The organism is Brevundimonas vesicularis (genome assembly GCF_027105095.1).
In the GTDB taxonomy this organism is placed as follows: Bacteria; Pseudomonadota; Alphaproteobacteria; order Caulobacterales; family Caulobacteraceae; genus Brevundimonas; species Brevundimonas vesicularis_E.
On sequence record NZ_CP114278.1, the window covers coordinates 208,093 to 225,170 of the forward strand.

15 protein-coding genes, 1 tRNA gene and 1 pseudogene are annotated in these 17,078 nt (G+C 64.6%); 6 read left to right on the top strand and 11 right to left on the bottom strand.

What is annotated here, in order from left to right; genetic code table 11:
* The first annotated feature begins 36 nt into the window (after window positions 1–36).
* Window positions 37–1,392, top strand: coding sequence for a M23 family metallopeptidase (locus O2K97_RS01010; protein WP_269220112.1), 1,356 nt, complete (start codon window positions 37–39; stop codon window positions 1,390–1,392).
* 14 nt (window positions 1,393–1,406) lie between these two features.
* Here the strand turns inward: O2K97_RS01010 and O2K97_RS01015 are convergent, their stop codons facing one another.
* From O2K97_RS01015 to O2K97_RS01030, 4 genes are all read right to left on the bottom strand, one after another.
* A complete protein-coding gene (locus tag O2K97_RS01015; protein ID WP_269220113.1) occupies window positions 1,407–3,083 on the bottom strand; it encodes a TadG family pilus assembly protein in 1,677 nt (558 codons plus the stop codon).
* A complete protein-coding gene (locus O2K97_RS01020; RefSeq protein ID WP_269220114.1) occupies window positions 3,080–3,508 on the bottom strand; it encodes a TadE/TadG family type IV pilus assembly protein in 429 nt (142 codons plus the stop codon). The genes O2K97_RS01015 and O2K97_RS01020 overlap by 4 nt, the downstream gene beginning before the upstream one ends.
* A gap of 100 nt (window positions 3,509–3,608) precedes the next feature.
* Complete coding sequence (locus O2K97_RS01025) at window positions 3,609–5,993, bottom strand: putative bifunctional diguanylate cyclase/phosphodiesterase (RefSeq protein WP_269220115.1); 2,385 nt, start codon at window positions 5,991–5,993, stop codon at window positions 3,609–3,611.
* 2 nt (window positions 5,994–5,995) lie between these two features.
* On the bottom strand, window positions 5,996–8,269 hold the full coding sequence (locus O2K97_RS01030) for a FecR domain-containing protein (RefSeq protein WP_269220116.1): 2,274 nt from the start codon (window positions 8,267–8,269) through the stop codon (window positions 5,996–5,998).
* A gap of 127 nt (window positions 8,270–8,396) precedes the next feature.
* Between O2K97_RS01030 and O2K97_RS01035 the strand changes: the two genes are divergently transcribed.
* Window positions 8,397–9,995 carry a ShlB/FhaC/HecB family hemolysin secretion/activation protein gene (locus tag O2K97_RS01035; protein ID WP_269220117.1) on the top strand — a complete coding sequence of 533 codons (1,599 nt, stop codon included), beginning with the start codon at window positions 8,397–8,399 and terminating at the stop codon, window positions 9,993–9,995.
* Between the two features lie 89 nt (window positions 9,996–10,084).
* Here O2K97_RS01035 and O2K97_RS01040 read toward each other — a convergent pair.
* From O2K97_RS01040 to O2K97_RS01050, 3 genes are all read right to left on the bottom strand, one after another.
* Window positions 10,085–10,163, bottom strand: a tRNA-OTHER gene (locus O2K97_RS01040).
* A gap of 49 nt (window positions 10,164–10,212) precedes the next feature.
* A protein-coding gene (locus O2K97_RS01045) for an IS5 family transposase (RefSeq protein WP_269220118.1) occupies window positions 10,213–10,970 on the bottom strand; the annotation gives its coding sequence in 2 pieces (ribosomal slippage) (window positions 10,213–10,649 and window positions 10,649–10,970; 759 coding nt in all).
* A gap of 43 nt (window positions 10,971–11,013) precedes the next feature.
* Window positions 11,014–11,154 carry a DUF892 family protein gene (locus tag O2K97_RS01050; protein ID WP_017506858.1) on the bottom strand — a complete coding sequence of 47 codons (141 nt, stop codon included), beginning with the start codon at window positions 11,152–11,154 and terminating at the stop codon, window positions 11,014–11,016.
* 2 nt (window positions 11,155–11,156) lie between these two features.
* Between O2K97_RS01050 and O2K97_RS01055 the strand changes: the two genes are divergently transcribed.
* The 3 genes from O2K97_RS01055 (at window position 11,157) to O2K97_RS01065 (ending at window position 13,770) form a co-directional block, all read left to right on the top strand.
* Window positions 11,157–12,641 carry a mechanosensitive ion channel gene (locus tag O2K97_RS01055; protein ID WP_269220119.1) on the top strand — a complete coding sequence of 495 codons (1,485 nt, stop codon included), beginning with the start codon at window positions 11,157–11,159 and terminating at the stop codon, window positions 12,639–12,641.
* Between the two features lie 67 nt (window positions 12,642–12,708).
* A complete protein-coding gene (locus tag O2K97_RS01060) occupies window positions 12,709–13,320 on the top strand; it encodes an OmpA family protein (RefSeq protein ID WP_017506860.1) in 612 nt (203 codons plus the stop codon).
* Between the two features lie 51 nt (window positions 13,321–13,371).
* Window positions 13,372–13,770: a DUF3597 domain-containing protein gene (locus O2K97_RS01065; RefSeq protein ID WP_017506861.1), complete on the top strand. Its 399-nt coding sequence runs from the start codon at window positions 13,372–13,374 to the stop codon at window positions 13,768–13,770.
* On the opposite strand, the pseudogene O2K97_RS01070 reads toward O2K97_RS01065, so the two are convergent.
* The 4 genes and pseudogenes from O2K97_RS01070 to O2K97_RS01080 form a co-directional block, all read right to left on the bottom strand.
* A pseudogene (locus O2K97_RS01070) lies at window positions 13,767–14,512 on the bottom strand (IS5 family transposase). The gene O2K97_RS01065 and the pseudogene O2K97_RS01070 sit on opposite strands and share 4 nt — an antisense overlap.
* Window positions 14,481–15,407 (bottom strand): IS3 family transposase, encoded by a 927-nt coding sequence (locus tag O2K97_RS01075; protein ID WP_419466126.1) that lies wholly within the window; start codon window positions 15,405–15,407, stop codon window positions 14,481–14,483. Before O2K97_RS01075 ends, O2K97_RS01070 begins: the two are co-directional and overlap by 32 nt.
* Window positions 15,404–15,670 carry a transposase gene (locus O2K97_RS15670; RefSeq protein WP_419466127.1) on the bottom strand — a complete coding sequence of 89 codons (267 nt, stop codon included), beginning with the start codon at window positions 15,668–15,670 and terminating at the stop codon, window positions 15,404–15,406. Before O2K97_RS15670 ends, O2K97_RS01075 begins: the two co-directional genes overlap by 4 nt.
* Window positions 15,671–15,829: 159 nt before the next feature.
* Window positions 15,830–16,657 (bottom strand): alpha/beta fold hydrolase, encoded by an 828-nt coding sequence (locus tag O2K97_RS01080; protein WP_051034419.1) that lies wholly within the window; start codon window positions 16,655–16,657, stop codon window positions 15,830–15,832.
* Window positions 16,658–16,759: 102 nt separating this feature from the next.
* Between O2K97_RS01080 and O2K97_RS01085 the strand changes: the two genes are divergently transcribed.
* The gene (locus O2K97_RS01085; protein WP_269220120.1) at window positions 16,760–17,017 is read left to right on the top strand and encodes a hypothetical protein; all 258 of its coding nucleotides are present in this window, start codon (window positions 16,760–16,762) and stop codon (window positions 17,015–17,017) included.
* Window positions 17,018–17,078: the final 61 nt, after the last annotated feature.

Below are 17,078 nucleotides of genomic sequence, written 5' to 3' on the forward strand. Positions count from 1 at the left end.
TTTGGCGCCGAAGGCGTCGCAATACGACGGGGACCGATGGCTCAGTTCGACCCACGCCGCCAGCCGACACGGCTCGCGCCGCACATGCTTACGGCGGCAGCTGCAATCTCGGTGGCGATGCTCGCCGGTCGAGCCTATCAACCCGCTCAGGCGGAAGAAGTTCCCGCGCTGACCTCGACGCAGATGGCGGCCATGGAAGCCCAGGCCTTCGCCGCCGCCAATGCGCCCGCCGGCCTGACCGCGCCCGAGGCCGTCAACGTCCAGATTCGTCGCGGCGAAACCTTCGAGCAGGCCGTGCGCCGCACGGGCGTCGCCCCCGAAGAAGCCAGCGCCGTCGCCGCCACCGTCGCCAACGCCTTTGACCTGGCCGATCTGCGCGCCGGACTGAAATTCGAGACCGCCATCGCCAAGCCGCGCGACGGCCGCGGCGACGCTCGCCTGATCGGCCTGACCATGCGCACCGGCCCTGCGTCGCAGCTGACGGTGTCGCGCAGCTTCGACGGCGCGCTGCGCCTGCGCTCGCTGGAAGAAAAGGTCACCCACGAGACGGTCGTCCTGAAGGGCGATGTCGAGCGCAGCCTGTCCGCTAGCGCGCGTGAACTGGGCGCCACCGCCTCGATCGTCCGTTCGGCCAGCCGCCTGTTCGCCACCAAGTTCGACATGCAGCGCGACATTCGCGCCACCGACGAGTTCACCATGGTCTTCGACCGTGAAGTGACCGAGGCCGGTCGCACGGTTGACGTGGGCGACCTGATGTACGCCGAACTGCGCGGCGTGACCTTCTATCGATTCAAGCCCGCCGGCGCGAAGGAGGCCCAGTTCTTCGATTCGAACGGCAAGAACCTGCGCTCTGCCATGATGCGCACGCCGCTGCAGAACTTCCGCCGCGTGTCCTCGGGCTTTGGTTTCCGCACGCACCCGATCTCGGGCTACAAGAAGATGCACCAGGGCATCGACTTCGCCGCCGGAACCGGCACGCCGGTCGTGGCCCCCGCCGACGGCGTGGTGGTCGAGGCGCGCCGCTGGGGCGGTTATGGCAACTGGCTGCGCATCCGCCACAACAACGGCCTGGAAAGCGGCTACGGCCACCTGTCGCGCTACGGTTCGGGCATCCGCGCCGGCCAGCGGGTCAGCCAGGGTCAGATCGTCGCCTATGTCGGCTCCACCGGCGCCTCGACCGGTCCGCACCTGCATTATGAGCTATGGCGCGGCGGTCAACGGATCAATCCCGCCGGCGTGCGCACCCAGGAAGGCACCGAATTGGCCGGCGCCGACCTGACCGCCTTCCGTGCCGAAAAGGCCCGCATCGACCGCATCATCGCTTCGGGCGGTCAAAAGCGTCCGGCCGTGCAGCAGGCCTCTGCCGAAGGTCTGCGGCCCGCCCGCGCCTGATCCGGCGAAGGCCGTCAGCCGACCAGACGCGGCGTGGCGCGCCCCCGGTCCGGGCAGGACAGGCCGTGCACCGTCACATCAGCCTCGCCCAACTTCAGGCCCAACAGGTCCAGCACGGGATTGAGCGCGCCGTCCAGCACGGGCCCCAGCGGTTCCAGCAGCTGACCTAGCGCCTTGGTCAGATCTCCCAAGCCAAGACCCAGGCCGACCACGTTCACGACCACGTCCAGCCGCGCCAGCAGGCTGGCGACCGCGCCGCTGGCGAAGCCGCGCGAGGCCATGGTCTTGGCGCGCTGATTGTCGATATCGTCCGCGTCGAACCCCAGCGATCTGAAGCCGGCGTCCGCCGCCTCGACATCCGCCTTGCCGGTAATGCTGACCAGACCCGCAACCGACAGCAGGGTTGCGCGCTGCGGCGACAGCGGGGCTTTGAAATCGCTCAGCCTGGTCTCGTCCACCACCCCGATCGAGGCGCGCGCGACGCCCGGCCTTACATCGACCTCGACCTCGCGCGTCGGATCGCAGGACAGCGACGTCAGCCGCGCCTCGGACGCCGCCAGTTCGATCAGAACCGGCAGCTCAACCCGCGCCAAACCAGACAGGGATTGCGCCGTCCTGGCCCGCACATAGAGACGGGCCTGGGCTGTGCGGATGATCGGTTGGCCGTCGGCCGTCACCGTGAGCCAGGGCGAGCGATTAGGCCGTTCGCCGATCGCCAGGCTGGTCTTCAGATCGGCCAGCCCCGCCGGCACGCCCAGATTCAGCGCGACCTGCCCATCCCCGCCCCCGACCTCCAGCATGGCCATGACCAGATCCATGGCCGAGACCGAGGCGTCCAGCCCCTCGCGGATCCCGTCCGGGGCGCGCGCCTCCAGTCCGATCAGATCACCCAGCCTGACCTTGGTCCCGACCGAGGCCGAGGCCAGCTTGCCCAGCGCCCCGCCGTCCTGGCCGCCCGCCACCCGCTCCAGCACCCTCAGCGCACGGCCGGCGTCGACCTGAGTCGCCAAGAGCCGGTCATAGTCGCCGGCCTGGACGCCCATATCGGTCGCCAGCGCGTCGGTGTATCCTAGTAGATTGACGTCCAGATCGATCAGACGACGATAGTCCATGACGCTTAGCGACACCTTGGACCCGGTCAGGCCGCCGATCAGTTGGTTGGCCACGCCGTCGTCCAGCCGCGCCAAGCGCGAGCCGATGGAGATCATGGCCTTTGGCGTTTCTCCCCCGATCGTCGCGGTGGCGCGGCGCGTCACGCGCACCAGATCGCGCCCCAATAGCAGATGGGTGAAGAACATTGGCGCGCGACTGGCGACCTCCACTCGCGCGGCGTTCGGCGTGGCCCCACCCGGCGCGAACCGGGCGTTGCGCGCCTTGGTCGGATCGGGCGTATAGACGCCCAGCGCCGTCGCCACAGTGACCGAGACGTCGGGCGCGACATTGGCCTCGACCGTCGCCAGAGCCGCCTGGGCCACGCTCCCCTCGGCCTGCGCCAGATTTCGCACCGCCGACAAGGCGGCCAGGTCCGCCGCGCCCTGGACGCGACGCGTGTGCAGAACCAGAACTCCCAGATCGATCACCGCCGCCGTGAACAGACACAACAGACCGCCCGCCACGGCCGCGATCACCGCCACCGCCCCACGACGATCAGCGCCGAACCTGACCAACAGACGAGGCAGGCGGGCGGTCATGAAGGGTCGCCTACATGGATGACCGCAGAACGCCGAATGACGGAGGGCGGACGAGGCAACATCCCACCCAGGGCCATGATCAGGCTGTCGCTGGCGTCATAGACCACGACCACCCGCAAACGTCCTGAATCCTCGGTCACCTCGATGGTCGTGTGTTCCGGCTTCAGCGCCACGCCCTGAACGGCGTGGCTGACCTCGCGCCGGGCCAAGCCGTCACGCTCCGCCGCATCCAGGCCCCCGATGGCCGCCCGCGCGCCCTCGGACGCCAGGGCCTGAACCGACTGGGCCATCAAGAACCAGCCGCCATAGACGACGATGCCGATCAGCAGCAGGACCAGGATCGGCCCCACCAACGCAAACTCCACCGCCGCCACGCCCTCGCGCCCGCGTCGCCTTGCAGAAGCAATGGGTCCGAACGTCCGCATGCCAACCTCACGATTGCTCGCATAGATTGTAAATTGGGCGCGGTTAAGCGTTCGTGTGGCCGTTATGAGCTACGGGTCATCGCTGATCCCGGCAACCTCGTTACCCGACCAGAAGCTGCCTTTCCTCCACACCAGATGTTGCGAAGAAAGTGATCAGATCGTCGAACGGCAGCGGCCTTGAGACCCAATAGCCCTGGATCGTATCGCATCCGAGGGCGGCCAAGGTGTCGAAGACTTCCCCGGTTTCGACGCCTTCGGCGACGACGGTCATCCCCAGCCCATGCGCCAGATCGACCGTTGACTTGATGATCAGGCGATCGCGCGCGCTCTCGACCACATCGAGGATCAGGGATCGGTCGATCTTCAACTCGTCGGCGTTCAGCATCTTCAGATAGCTGAGCGAAGACAGACCTGCTCCGTAGTCGTCGATCGAAATCCTTACCCCGGCGGCTCGATAGGCCGCGATCGCCTGGGCCGCGATCTTCGGGTTTTCGATGACGGCGGTTTCGGTGATTTCGAAGATCAGATCGGCGTCGCAGCCCTCGATCAACTGAAGCGCGCGCGTCCGGAACGCCTCGTCTACGAGGAGACGTCCCGAGACGTTCAGGGCGATCGCTATATGAACACCGTTGGCCCTCAGCGCGGCCTGATCCTCGATCGCCTTGACGATGCTCCACTCCGTCAGAGCCCGGATCTGGCCCGTCTGTTCGGCGATGGGGATGAACAGGTCCGGCCCGATCCGGCCGCGAACCGGATGATGCCAGCGGCAGAGCGCCTCGACAGACGCCGTCGTGCCGTCCGACGTCTTGCGCTTGGGCTGGTAATGCAGACTGACGTCATTATCGCGCAGGGCGTCGCGAAGCTCGGACATCAGAGCGAGGTTGTTGTCGGGATCGACGAAGGTCGCCTCGTCATAAAGCACCGTACGATCTTCCGAGAGATCGGCCTGATTGAGGGCCGTCGTCGCCCGCTCGATCAGTGCGTCGCCGCTGGCCGAGCCGGGCTCTTGAGACGCGCTGCCGATGCGAACGAACAGATCCAGCGGCTGGCCCTCGACGACAAAGGTCGTCTCCACGGCGCGAAGCGATCGGGCCAGGTCGCCTTGTTGATCGGCGGACAGGTCGGCGCGCGCAAAGGCGAGCACCGACGACGAAATCTGCGCAACCAAGTCGACCTCGGCGAGCTCGGCCAGACGCGCGGCAAGCTGGACCATCAGCGTGTTGGCGACGTCGTAACCAACGACCCCTCGCATCTCCGCATGACGATCCACGCCGACGGCGAACACAGCGACACTGAGTTCAGCTTTGGCGATCGTCTCGTCGATGTCCGACAACAGGGCGCGGCGATTGGGAAGCCCCGTCTCGGGCTCGTGCATGGCCAGATGAAGCAGGCTCGCCTCACGCGCCTGGATGATGGCCTGGGCCTGACGGGAGAGTTCGACCCGCGTCGCCCAGATCGCCATCAGAATCTGCGTCCCGAGAAGGGCGGCGATATCGATGTTGATTGGCGCCCAGGCCTGGAGCAGGACCGGCAGGACAATGATCAGGGCGGCGATCGCGACATGGCGCACGACCAGCCGCCGCAGCGCAGTTCCCCCGCTTCTGGCAGGCTGGAGCGCAGCCATAAGGACGGCGCAAAGGATCAGCAGGGCCGGCGGGCTGAGGCTCATCAAGGCGCGTCCGTCAGCGATGCTTTCATAGGCGAGGGCGTGAATGATGACGCCGGGCAAGAGCCCGACGGGCGTGGCGAACTCGTCGCCCAGTTCAAGCGCCGTGGCGCCCAGCAGAACCTGTTTCCCCCGCACGAGCGAAGGGTCGAAGCGGCCGAGATAGACGTCCTCGAAACTGAGATGCGGGATCGACTTCTGCTTGATCCCAAAATCGACGGTGAAGGCGCCCTGACGTACCGAAGCGTCTGCCAGCAGGGCCGCCACCGATGGCGGCGCCTCGTCCGAAGCGCCGTAGGCATAGTGGCGTACACGTCCATCTGCATCGACCGGAACATTGACCGAGGCGAGCAGAGCGTCGTTCAGCAAAGGCCCGATCGGACGATTGCCTGATCTACGCGTCTCACCGGCGCCGTACGACTCCATCTGCTCGAACGTCGCCAGAGCCACCTGACCAGGGTGACGCGACACCGCAGCCGCCAGCGCCTGATCCGAGGCCGGATTCGACGGCGCGCTGAAATCGACGTCTACAGCCACCAGGGTCGCCCCTGCCGCCATCAGATTGTCGATCGCTTGAGCATATCGCCGCCGATCCCAGGGCCAGGCTTTGGCGGCGGTCAGGCTCCTGGAGTCGATCTCCACGACCGTCAGCGTCTGGCTGGCGGTCCTCGGCAGGATCGAGAACCGCGCAGAGGCGACGACGTCGTCGATGGGCCGATAGGCGTTCGCCAGCATGCCCACAGCCGTCGCCAGCAGGATCAATCCGCACCAGATGACCGTCGACAGTTGACGCCGACGCCGAGCAAGATCAGCACGCATGGTCACGGCTTCTGAGGCCCTGGACCACCCTTGCCCGGATCACCGGAGCCGGGATTGCCGTTACCCGGCATGCCGGGGAAGCTAGGAACACCAGGGACGCTGGGAATGCCGGGGGTGCTGGGAATCCCAGGGACGCTGGGAATACCAGGGACGCTGGGAACTCCCGGGACGCTGGGAATACCAGGGACGCTGGGAACTCCCGGGACAGCGGGAACACCGGGGACGCTCGGAACACCGGGGACGCTCGGAACACCAGGCTTTTCGGGGTTGCCGTTGCCCGGGTTACCGGTGCCAGGGTTTCCCGAACCGGGGTTGCCGTTGCCCGGATTACCGGAGCCGGGATTGCCGTTTCCAGGGTTGCCCGAACCGGGATTGCCGTTGCCCGGATTACCGGAGCCGGGATTGCCGTTTCCTGGGTTTCCCGAACCGGGATTACCGTTGCCCGGATTACCGGCGCCAGGGTTGCCGTTTCCAGGGTTGCCCGAACCGGGATTGCCGTTGCCCGGATTACCGGAGCCGGGATTGCCGTTTCCTGGGTTTCCCGAACCGGGATTGCCGTTGCCCGGATTACCGGCGCCAGGGTTGCCCGAACCGGGTTCGCCCTTGCCCGGATCGCCCGAGCCGGGATTGCCGTTTCCTGGGTTTCCCGAACCGGGATTACCGTTGCCCGGATTACCGGCGCCAGGGTTGCCGTTTCCAGGGTTGCCCGAACCAGGTTCGCCCTTGCCCGGATCGCCCGAGCCTGGATTGCCGTTGCCGGGATCACCGGAGCCGGGATTGCCGTTGCCCGGATTACCGGCGCCAGGGTTGCCCGAACCGGGTTCGCCCTTGCCCGGATCGCCCGAGCCGGGATTGCCGTTTCCTGGGTTTCCCGAACCGGGATTACCGTTGCCCGGATTACCGGCGCCAGGGTTGCCGTTTCCAGGGTTGCCCGAACCAGGTTCGCCCTTGCCCGGATCGCCCGAGCCTGGATTGCCGTTGCCGGGATCACCGGAGCCGGGATTGCCGTTTCCAGGATTGCCCGAACCGGGATTGCCCGTGCCCGGATCGCCGGAGCCGGGGTTGCCGTTCCCCGGATTACCGGCGCCAGGGTTGCCGTTTCCAGGATTGCCCGGACCGGGATTGCCGTTGCCGGGATTGCCTGAGCCAGGGTCGCCCTTGCCCGGATCACCGGAGCCGGGATTGCCGTTTCCAGGATTGCCTGAGCCAGGGTTGCCGTTCCCAGGATTGCCCGAACCGGGGTTGCCGTTACCGGGATTACCGGAGCCGGGGTTGCCCGAATTGGGGTTGCCCTTCCCCGCATCACCGGCGCCAGGGTTGCCGTTTCCAGGGTCGCCCGAACCAGGGTTGCCCGAGCCAGGGTTTCCGTTGCCGGGATTACCGGAGCCAGGGTTGCCGTTGCTGGGGTTGCCCGCACCGACGGCTGCGCCGTTGCCGCCGCCGGGCGCTCCGACCGTGCCTGGCGTTCCAATAGCGCTTCCGTTGGATGGCGCCGTCGATCCGCTTGCACCGAGTGCGTTAGATGTCGCGGTGGTCGTTGTGGATGTGCCTGCGCCGCCGCTTGCAGGCGATGCAGACGGGGTTGGCGTGACGGCCGTCGAGGCGGTTGTCGAGGTCGCTGCGGGCGTGGTCGCCGGCGGGTTCTGGACCAAGCCGTCGGTCAGGGTCTCATAATCGAGGCTCGGCGCCGCCACCGGCGCTGTTTCGGAGGGAACGGCTGCAACCGGCGCCGAAACCTCGACACTGGTCGGTTGCTGGCGCGGGACCAGGGCGGTCGCGCCCGCTGCGACGTCGCTGACCGCATTGCCGCTGTTGGAGCGCACTTCCACAAGACCTTCGGCCACGTGCACACGGTCGCCCATGGGATCGACGGTCACTGTAAACGTCGTCCCCTTGACGACGGCGGCCAGCAGCGGCGTCTCGACACGGAAGTGAGGTTGGCGTTGTCGGTCGACCTGGAAAAGAGCCGAACCCAGGTCCTGTAAGACCCGTGTCATGCCTCCGGCTTCCGGCGCGAGGGTGGTGCGACTGTTCGGTCCTACCACGACCCGTTGCTGCCCATTCGTGATCAACGCGCGGCCGTTCCCGCCCGTGGTGACGCTGGTTCCCGTCGGTAATACCAGCCCGACCGAGCCGTTCGCGACGGGACGCGCAGGTATGGCCACGCGAACAACGCCAGAGACTTCCCGGACCCGCCATTCATCAGCAAGCGCCTGAGTGGGGTAACGCACGAAGAAGAAGAGGACGGCGAAGAAGACCGCGTACCGATGAGCCATCACAGAATCCTGACATGATATCTTGACCGCCGTGATAGCAGTCGATGCCTGCCAAGCTCTTAACTCGCTATATTAACAGGATTTTCAGCCCCATTGCGTAGATGACGTTCCCTAGTTGGAGAACCGCGTGCGTCACATTTTCAATACTGCATGGTTAAGGACGGCGGCGATCCTCTTCGGTATGGTCGCGCTGCTGACCGTGGCGGCGGCGGGCCAGGTTCGCGCCGATGCGGAGCCGAGCGCCTCAGCAGACGGCGGCTGCGCCGGTTGCCTTGTTCTGACCAGCATGTTGATCCAGGGTGTCAGCGCCTATCCTCTCGCCGATCTGGCCGACACCTATGACCAGCAGCTGGCGCGCCGCGTCTCGGTCGATGATTTGGTGCAATCCGCGAATGCGATTACGGCCCACTATCGCAACGACGGCTATTTTCTGACCCGCGCCGTGGTCGCCGAGACCGATCCGACGATCGGCGCCGCCCGCATCGTGGTGTTCGAGGGCTATATATCGGAACTGCAACTGACCGGTGAGGGCGCCCGGGCGGTCGAACCGATCCTGAAGCCGTTGGTGAACCAACGCCCCCTGACCATCGGCGAACTGGATCGCCGTCTGTCGCTAGCGTCCGACGTTCCGGGGATCAAGCTGACCAGTCGCATCGAACCCGTCATCGGCGACCCGGCGCAACACCGGCTTGTGGTCGAGACGCAAATGACCTCGGGCAGCGCCGGCGCCTATGTCGACAATCGCGGTTCCGAAAACCAAGGCCCGTGGCAGGTCTACTTGTCCGGCGCCCGCAACTCGACCTTCACGCCGGGCGATCAGATGACGCTGGGCGTCCTGACCGTTCCGGAGCGACCCAAGGAACTGACCTATGTCGATGCGTCCTACTCCGTCGTTGCGCCAGGTGGGGGGCGCCTTCGTTTCGGCGTCTCGGGCTATGAGACGGATGCGCCGATCCAGAACGCCTCGGGCTGGATCGGCGGCAGCAGCCGCATGGCCTCCGTCACCCTTTCGCATCCCCTCATCCGGTCGCGAGACAAGAACCTGTGGCTGAACGCCGGACTGGACGTGCGCCGCGTCGAACAAAACTACGCCGCAACCGGCCGCTCCGACGAGACCTTGACCGTGGCGCGCGTCTCGGTGGCGGCGCAACGTCGCTATAGCCCAGGCTGGGTCGCCGGCTCGCTGCAATTGTCCAAGGGGCTCGACGCTTTCGGGGCCACGACCCAACGTTCGCCGCTGAACACCCGCTATGATGCGACCGGCGAATTCCTGAAGGTCAACGCGCAGGTCAGCGCCTACCGGGACCTGAGCAAATACGTCGGCGTCTATGTAGAGGCTGCGGGACAGTGGACGGACGATCCCCTGCTCAGTTCCGAAGAGTTCTTCGTGGGCGGTCCCACCTATGGCCGGGCGTATGACTATGGCGAGACCAGCGGCGACAAGGCCGTCGCCGGCATGATCGAGGCTCGGGTCGGCTATGACCCGAAGGGCGACCTGATCTCCTTCGCCCAGGCCTTCGCCTTCTTCGACACCGCAAAGGTCTGGAACAAGATGCCCGGCCGGGATTGGTCGGAACGCCTGTCTTCCGCCGGTTTCGGCTCTCGCATCACCTTCGACCGCAAGACCACCCTGCGTATCGAATTCGCCAAACCCCTGTCCCGCGCGCCCTACAACGAACCCGACAAGGGCTGGCGCACCTTCGTGTCGCTGTCCAAACAGTTCTAAGGCGCCAAGGACCATCGATGGCCCGCAAAGGGCGCGCAGCGTTGACAAAGGGACGCGACGCCGTGGCAGGCTTAAGTTTTCTAGGAAGATGGCGCACCCGGAGCGATTCGAACGCCCGACCCTCAGATTCGTAGTCTGGTAAAAACCTTCTTATGGTCAGCAACTTACGCTATGCGTTCTGTAACAGTCCACACTGGTGCGCCCCTAGGCTCAGGACTCATAGCCAGAACAGCACGGTAGCGGCGAGGGCTATGGCGGACAGGAAGACGTTCGGGCAGCGATCGTAGCGGGTTGCGACCCGCCGCCAGTCTTTCAGGCGTCCGAACATGATTTCTATGCGGTTTCGCCGCTTGTAGCGTCGCTTGTCGTAGCGGATGGGTTCGGTGCGGGTTTTGCGGCCTGGGATGCACGGCGTGATCCCCTTGGCCTGCAAGGCGTCCCGGAACCAGTCGGCGTCGTAGCCTCGGTCTCCCAGAAGCCACTGGGCGCGGGGCAGGCTGTCCAGGAGAGCGGCAGCGCCGATGTAGTCGCTGACCTGACCCGCTGTCATGAAGAGGCTGATGGGCCTTCCGTTCGCATCGGTCACGGCGTGAAGCTTGGTGTTCATGCCGCCTTTCGTGCGTCCGATCAGTCGCCCGAGACCCCCTTTTTTACCCGCAGGCTCGAAGCCGTGCGGTGCGCCTTCAGATAGGTCGCGTCGATCATGACCGTGCGGCGTTCGGTCTGAGCCCCGGACAGGCCTTCCATCATCCGGATGAAGACGCCAGCCTCACTCCATCGCTTCCAGCGGTTGTAGAGGGTCTTGTGCGGCCAGTAGGCCGCCGGCGCATCTCGCCAGCGCAGGCCGTTGCGGTTGACGAAGATGATCCCGCTCAGCACCCGGCGGTCATCCACCCGCGGCTTGCCGTGGCTCTTGGGGAAGAAGGGCTCCAGCCGAGCCATCTGCTCGTCCGTCAGCCAATACAGATCGCTCATATCCAGACTCCTCAGGAGCCTGAATCCGATCGCGCGCCTCACATCAATGGGTCCTGCGCCTTAGCGAAGGATCAGAGGTTTTCGGGGCGATCTCCTTCAACACGCGCTGCATCTGGTCGTTGGCGGACCACAGGTCTTTCAGCTCGTCGGTGTAGAGGCCTTTCAGATCTTCTGGCGTCGACATGGATGTTCCTGCTGGATGAGTTGATTAGATGTCGTGCGGACGTTCGGAAAGCCGCTTCGGCCCCGTTAGCGATGAGCCAACCATCCGTTCCGGCGAATCCTCTCGTTAGCGCCGGAACAAGAACAGGCTCGATCTTGTTAGGCCCACTGGAAACCCGCGCGATCAGCGTCAGGCCTGAGGGATGTATGCAAACGACAAACTACGAGTTCATCGGATGGGACGCGCTGCTCTATGAGTGGGCGCCCAAGGTGATCGGCGCTGTGCTGATCCTCATCGCGGCTTGGTTTATCGGCAAGGCCGTGAAATGGGCCCTGGCGAAGGGGATCAATCGTATTCCTGGCGCCGCCAAGGCGAGCACCAGTGACAACCCGAAGCACTCGATCGGCGCCAGCCTGGGAGATGTCGCCTTTTGGCTAATCCTCTTGTTCGGTGTCGTCGCCGCCCTCGGCGTCCTGAACCTGGGCCAGGTCGTCACGCCCCTGAACTCACTGTTAACGCAGGTCGCGTCCTTCGTTCCGAGCGTCCTCGGCGCGGTCCTGATCTTCTTCATTGGGTTTGTAGTCGCGACTTTGGCCAAGCGAGTCGTCGAGGCTGCACTGCAGGCCGCCAACGCGGATCGCTGGCTTGAGAAGGCCGGCCTGACCAAGGCGACGGGCTCGACTGGCGTCAGCACCGCGATCGGCACCCTGGTGTTCGTCTTGATTCTGATCCCAATCACGATCGCGGCGCTGGAGCAGCTGGGCATCGAGTCTTTGACGGTTCCGGCGGTTGCCGTGCTGTCGACTGTCTTGGCTGCGATCCCGCATGTTCTCGCCGCTGCCATCGTTTTGGCGGTGGGTTGGTTCATCGGTCGCTGGGTCGCCCAGCTGATCGAACGCATCCTGCCGGCGACTGGGTTCGATCGCAGCATCTCGAGCCTGACGGCTCTGACCGCCACGACTCAGGCGCCGGCCGCGCCGAAGCCGACCGCGGCTCCCTATGCCGGTGACGTGACACCGGCTACCGCAAGGGCTCTAGGTAGTGATGTGCCCAAGCCGATGACGCCGTCCAGCATCGTGGGCAAGATCGCAATGGCGGCGATCGTCGCCTTCACGGCGGTCGAGGCCGCCAAGCTTCTGCAGTTCGGCACGATCGCCGTGACGCTGCAGGAAATCCTGGCCCTGGCCGGACATGTCATCGTCGGCGGGATCATTATCACCGCCGGCGTGCTGATCGGCGGTGTCTTCGCCAACCTGATCAACAAGGGTACGGGCGGCGCCGATGGCTTCGCCTCCACCCTGGTGCGTTGGGCCACGATCGCATTGGCGACGGCCATGGGCCTTCGCTTCATGGGCATCGCCGACGATATCGTCCTTCTCGCCTTCGGCCTGATTCTGGGGGCGGCTGCGGTGGCGGCAGCGCTAGCCTTCGGGCTCGGCGGGCGCGACGCCGCCAGCAAGGTGGCCCAGACGTGGGCCGACAAGGTCACGAAGACCCCGCCCCAGTGAGACCCGCGGCCGACGATCGACGAGATCGCCGGCCGCATTCTTTTCCCCATTTAACGACGAGTTCGACATGACCGATAACCGCGATCGCGACACTCGCCTGACCCCAGTGGCCCCGGCCTGGCGCAAATACCTCCCCTGGATCATCGGAGCCGTCGTGCTCCTGCTGCTGCTACTCATGCTGACCCGCTGTGGCGACGACCGCGCCGCCATGGATCCCGCAGCGACTGACGACGTCGCCGTAGCTCCGACGACCGAGACGCCGGTCATGCCCGCCACAAATGCTTCCGTTGGGGTTTCGGGGCTGGACGCCTACCTCGCTGGCTCGGACGCCGCCCCGCGCACTTTCGCGTTCGAGCGCGTCAACTTCGACACCGGCAGCAGCACCATTCGGCCCCAGGATCGTCCCGAGATCGCGGCCGTCGCCGCTGTTCTGAGCCGCTACCCGAATGCCAAGATCCGCCTGTACGGCTATGCGGACGCGCGCGGCTCCGACGCCGCGAACCGAACCCTCGCCCAGGCCCGGGCCGATATCGTCCGTTCCGCCCTGACGGCAGCCGGCGTGGATGCCCGCCGTATCGAGGCGCTTTCAGGCGGGGAAACCAACCCGGTCGACAGCAACGCCACCGCCGGAGGACTGGCTGAAAACCGCCGCACGGAACTGGTCGTCGTCCAGCGCTAACCGCACAGGCCGGGGCTAGCGCCCGGGCCATCCACCTTCAGAGGAGACGTCATGAGCTTTTTCGGAAGAATTTGGGACAAGATCATCGGCCATAAGGCGCGTCCCACGACGCCTCAGGCCCAAGCGCCCACGAGCACCCCAGTCTCGGTGCAGCCCGTTCCTGCGGCGCCCGCCACTCCCTTCACGCCTCAACCGGTCGATGTGGACCAGATCCTCTCCCAAATGGCCGAGATGAAGGGCGGCGGCGGAAACTGGCGGACATCGATCGTCGATCTGCTCAAGCTACTCGACCTGGATTCCAGCCTCGACGCCCGCAAGGACCTCGCCGAGGAGTTGGGCGTGCACGCTGGCGCTCATGGCTCGGCGGAACAGAACATCGCCCTGTCCAAAGCGGTCTGGCGAAAGCTTGCGGAGAATGGCGGCCAGGTTCCGGCCAGCCTTCGAGACTAGGCCGTAGACTCATAAACGCGGAGCCACAATCGCATTGAGGCGAGTTGGACCATTGCGAGGAAGTTCTCGGCCAGCTTGTCGTATCGTGTAGCTACCCTGCGGAAGTGCTTCAATTTTGAGAAGAAGCGCTCAATCAGGTTCCGCTCACGGTAAAGCCATGTGCTGAAGTAAGGTTTCGACCTGCGGTTGGACTTGGGCGGGATATTGGCGAACGCTCCTTTTTCGCGGAGAGTTGTTCGAATGCGATCGGCGTCATAAGCCTTGTCCGCCAGCACGATTGTTCCAGCACCGACATGGTCGAGCAGATCACCGGCAGCTTGGACGTCATGGCTTTGTCCAGCGGCAAGGCCCAGTCGGATCGGAAGACCTTGCCCGTCGACGACCGCATGGATTTTGGTCGTGAGGCCGCCTCTGGAGCGACCGAGACAATGATCTCGATCCCCCTTTTTGCTGTCGCAGCCTGTTGGTGCGCCCGGATGGAAGTGCTGTCGATCATCTGGATGTCGCCATCATGCGCGGAGGTGATAGCATCCATCATCCGATCTCAAACGCCCGCTTTTCGCCAGCGCACGAAGCGATTGTAGCAAGTTGTGCGCGGGCCATAGCGTTCCGGCAGGTCGCGCCACGGTGCGCCGGATCGCAGTACCCAGAAGATGCCGTTCAGCACGCGCCGGTCATCGACACGCGGCACGTGACGTGACCCCCGTTTCTCATCCAGCCATAACGAGAGTCCTTTGCTGATCTGAACTGGGGTTGGTGGGGTTGGCAAGAGGCCGGTCAGCGCAGCCTTCAACCAGCGCAGCGGACCGGCCGATCTGTCCGTTGAGCGCATCTGCGTAAGCCTGCGGCGTCAGCCATCCCAGCTTCGAGTGCGGCCGGGTTTCGTTGTAGTCGCGCCGCCAGGTTTCGAGCACGGCACGGGCGTGCGGCAGGGACCGGAACAGCGTCTCGTTCAGCAGTTCGTCGCGCAGGCGGCCATTGAAGCTCTCGTTGAAGCCGTTCTGCTGGGGCTTGCCCGGCGCGATGTAATGCCAGCCCACGCCGGTGCCGTCGGCCCAGGCCAGGATGGCGTTGGACGTATATTCCGTGCCGTTGTCGCTGATGATCGTCTCGGGGCGCCCGCGTCGCAGGATGATGGCGTCCAGTTCGCGCGCCACCCGCCGGCCCGACAGCGAGGTGTCGGCGACGAGTCCGAGGCACTCACGTGTGCAGTTGTCGATCACCGTCAGGATGCGGAAGCGCCGCCCGTCGGTCATCTGATCGGACACGAAGTCCAGCGACCAGCGCTGGTTCGCGACCAGAGGAATCTCCAGCGGCCGCCTTGTGCCCATCGCGCGTTTGCGCCCGCCGCGCCGACGCACCGTCAGCTTTTCCTCGCGGTAGATCCGCTGGACCCGCTTCTTGTTGACCGCATGGCCCTCGCGCCGGAGCATCACGTGCAGACGACGATAGCCGAACCGCCGACGCTCCTGGGCCAGGGCCTTCAGCCGATCGCGCAGGGTGCCATCGTCCGGTCGTGTCGCCTGATAGCGCACGCTCGTCCGATCAATGCCCAGCACCCGGCAGGCCCGCCGTTCGCTCATCTCGTAGGCCGACTGCAGGTGCGCCGCCGCCTCTCGATGCGCAGCGGGCGTCACCACTTTTTTCCCAGCAGATCCTTCAGCGCGACGTTGTCCAGCATCGAGTCCGCCAGCATCCGTTTCAGCTTGGCGTTCTCGTCTTCCAGCGCTTTCAGACGACGGGCCTCCGACACGTCCATGCCGCCATACTTGGCCTTCCACTTGTAGAAGGTCGGCGAGCTCAGCCCGTGCTTCCTGCACAGGTCCGCCACCGGGACACCGGCCTCCTGCTCGCGCAAGATTCCGATGATCTGCTCTTCCGTGAACCGTGATCGCTTCATTCTGTCCGTCCTTTCGAGGGGCGGACTCTAGCTATTCCTGGAGGAGTTTCAGGGGGTCACGTCACACGCCTCTAGGCTTGTTGGGGAGCAACGGCGCGATCACGCGCCATTCGAAGTCGGTCAGGTCATATCGGCTCATGCCGTCCCTGAATCAGATTTTCATGTGGTTTGAAAGTCGTGCTTGTCACGAGCTTCGACAAGCACCTTGCTGGTGAAATCCCGAACTAATCGTAGCACTTCGTCTGGCATCTCACGGTGCGGCATGTGATGACAATCGGTAAGCAGCACTTCCTGCGCGCCACCGCCAGCCAAGGCCGCGATGCGATCTGGGTGTGCCCGCGATCCATATTCGTCAAGATCGCCATGCAAGGCGAGGATCGGGCAATTTAGCCGGCGCAGGTCATCATCAAGGCACCAATCCGCGAAAGCAGGTGCAAGCCACGTCTCGATCCACGCATCAAGGACCCATAGCGTCTTACCACCATGATATCGGGCGAGGCGTCCTATCTGCTTCTCGTCTCGAAACATCTCCCGCGCCTGTTCGATACCGGCAATCGTCCTATCCTCGACAAATGCTTGGGCGGCGAGAGTGATCACAGCATCAGTTTCGGTCGCAAATGTCGCGCCAGAAGCAATCGCCATTCCACCCCCAACGCTATGTCCGAACAGAATCATGTGATCGACCGCGAACGCCTCCCGAATATGGGCAAGTCCAGCAGATGCTTCGTTCCGGACGAAATCTGGCTCCAACTTTCTCGGATTTGGGTCGGACCTGCCAAAACCAAGCCGATCATATGCAATTACGGGACGGCCTGTGGCCGCAGCCAGCTTGCATGGAAAATCCCGCCATTGGTCTACGGAGCCCAAACTGTCGTGGAATAAGATTATCGGTGGTGCTTCTGGCCTTCCCACCGACCCCCAAAAGCGAGCGAACAGACGGCCATCAGGTGTCTCGATAAACGTATCAGTCGGTTTCGAATTATTCATAAACCCCGCTTAGCACGCTCATCCCTCAGGTAAATCGATAGCCATGCTGCCTCGGCCGCCCGTTGAAATTTTTATGGGTTCACGGCCTAATCGAACAGGTCGATGTCGGCTCAAGACACTGCTGCGATTCTCCTGCTCGCTCGCCACCTGGATGTGGAAGAGCCTTCGCCTGGGCAATCCAAATGGACGGATATCAAGGCGGCCATCGACGGCCTGAGCGATGATCGCCTTGATGCATCGATCCGCTATTTCGGTCAGGCGGGCTCGCCAGTTACCGCCCGCGCGGCTGAGATGCTGACGGATTTGATGATGGCGAGGATGGTCCGCCTATGGGGCGTGTCGAGATCGGAGCGACAATAGCGCTTCGGACTGGGCGCGGTACAGAGGGTGTCAGTATGAAGCCTTCTTGCGAGACAACGGC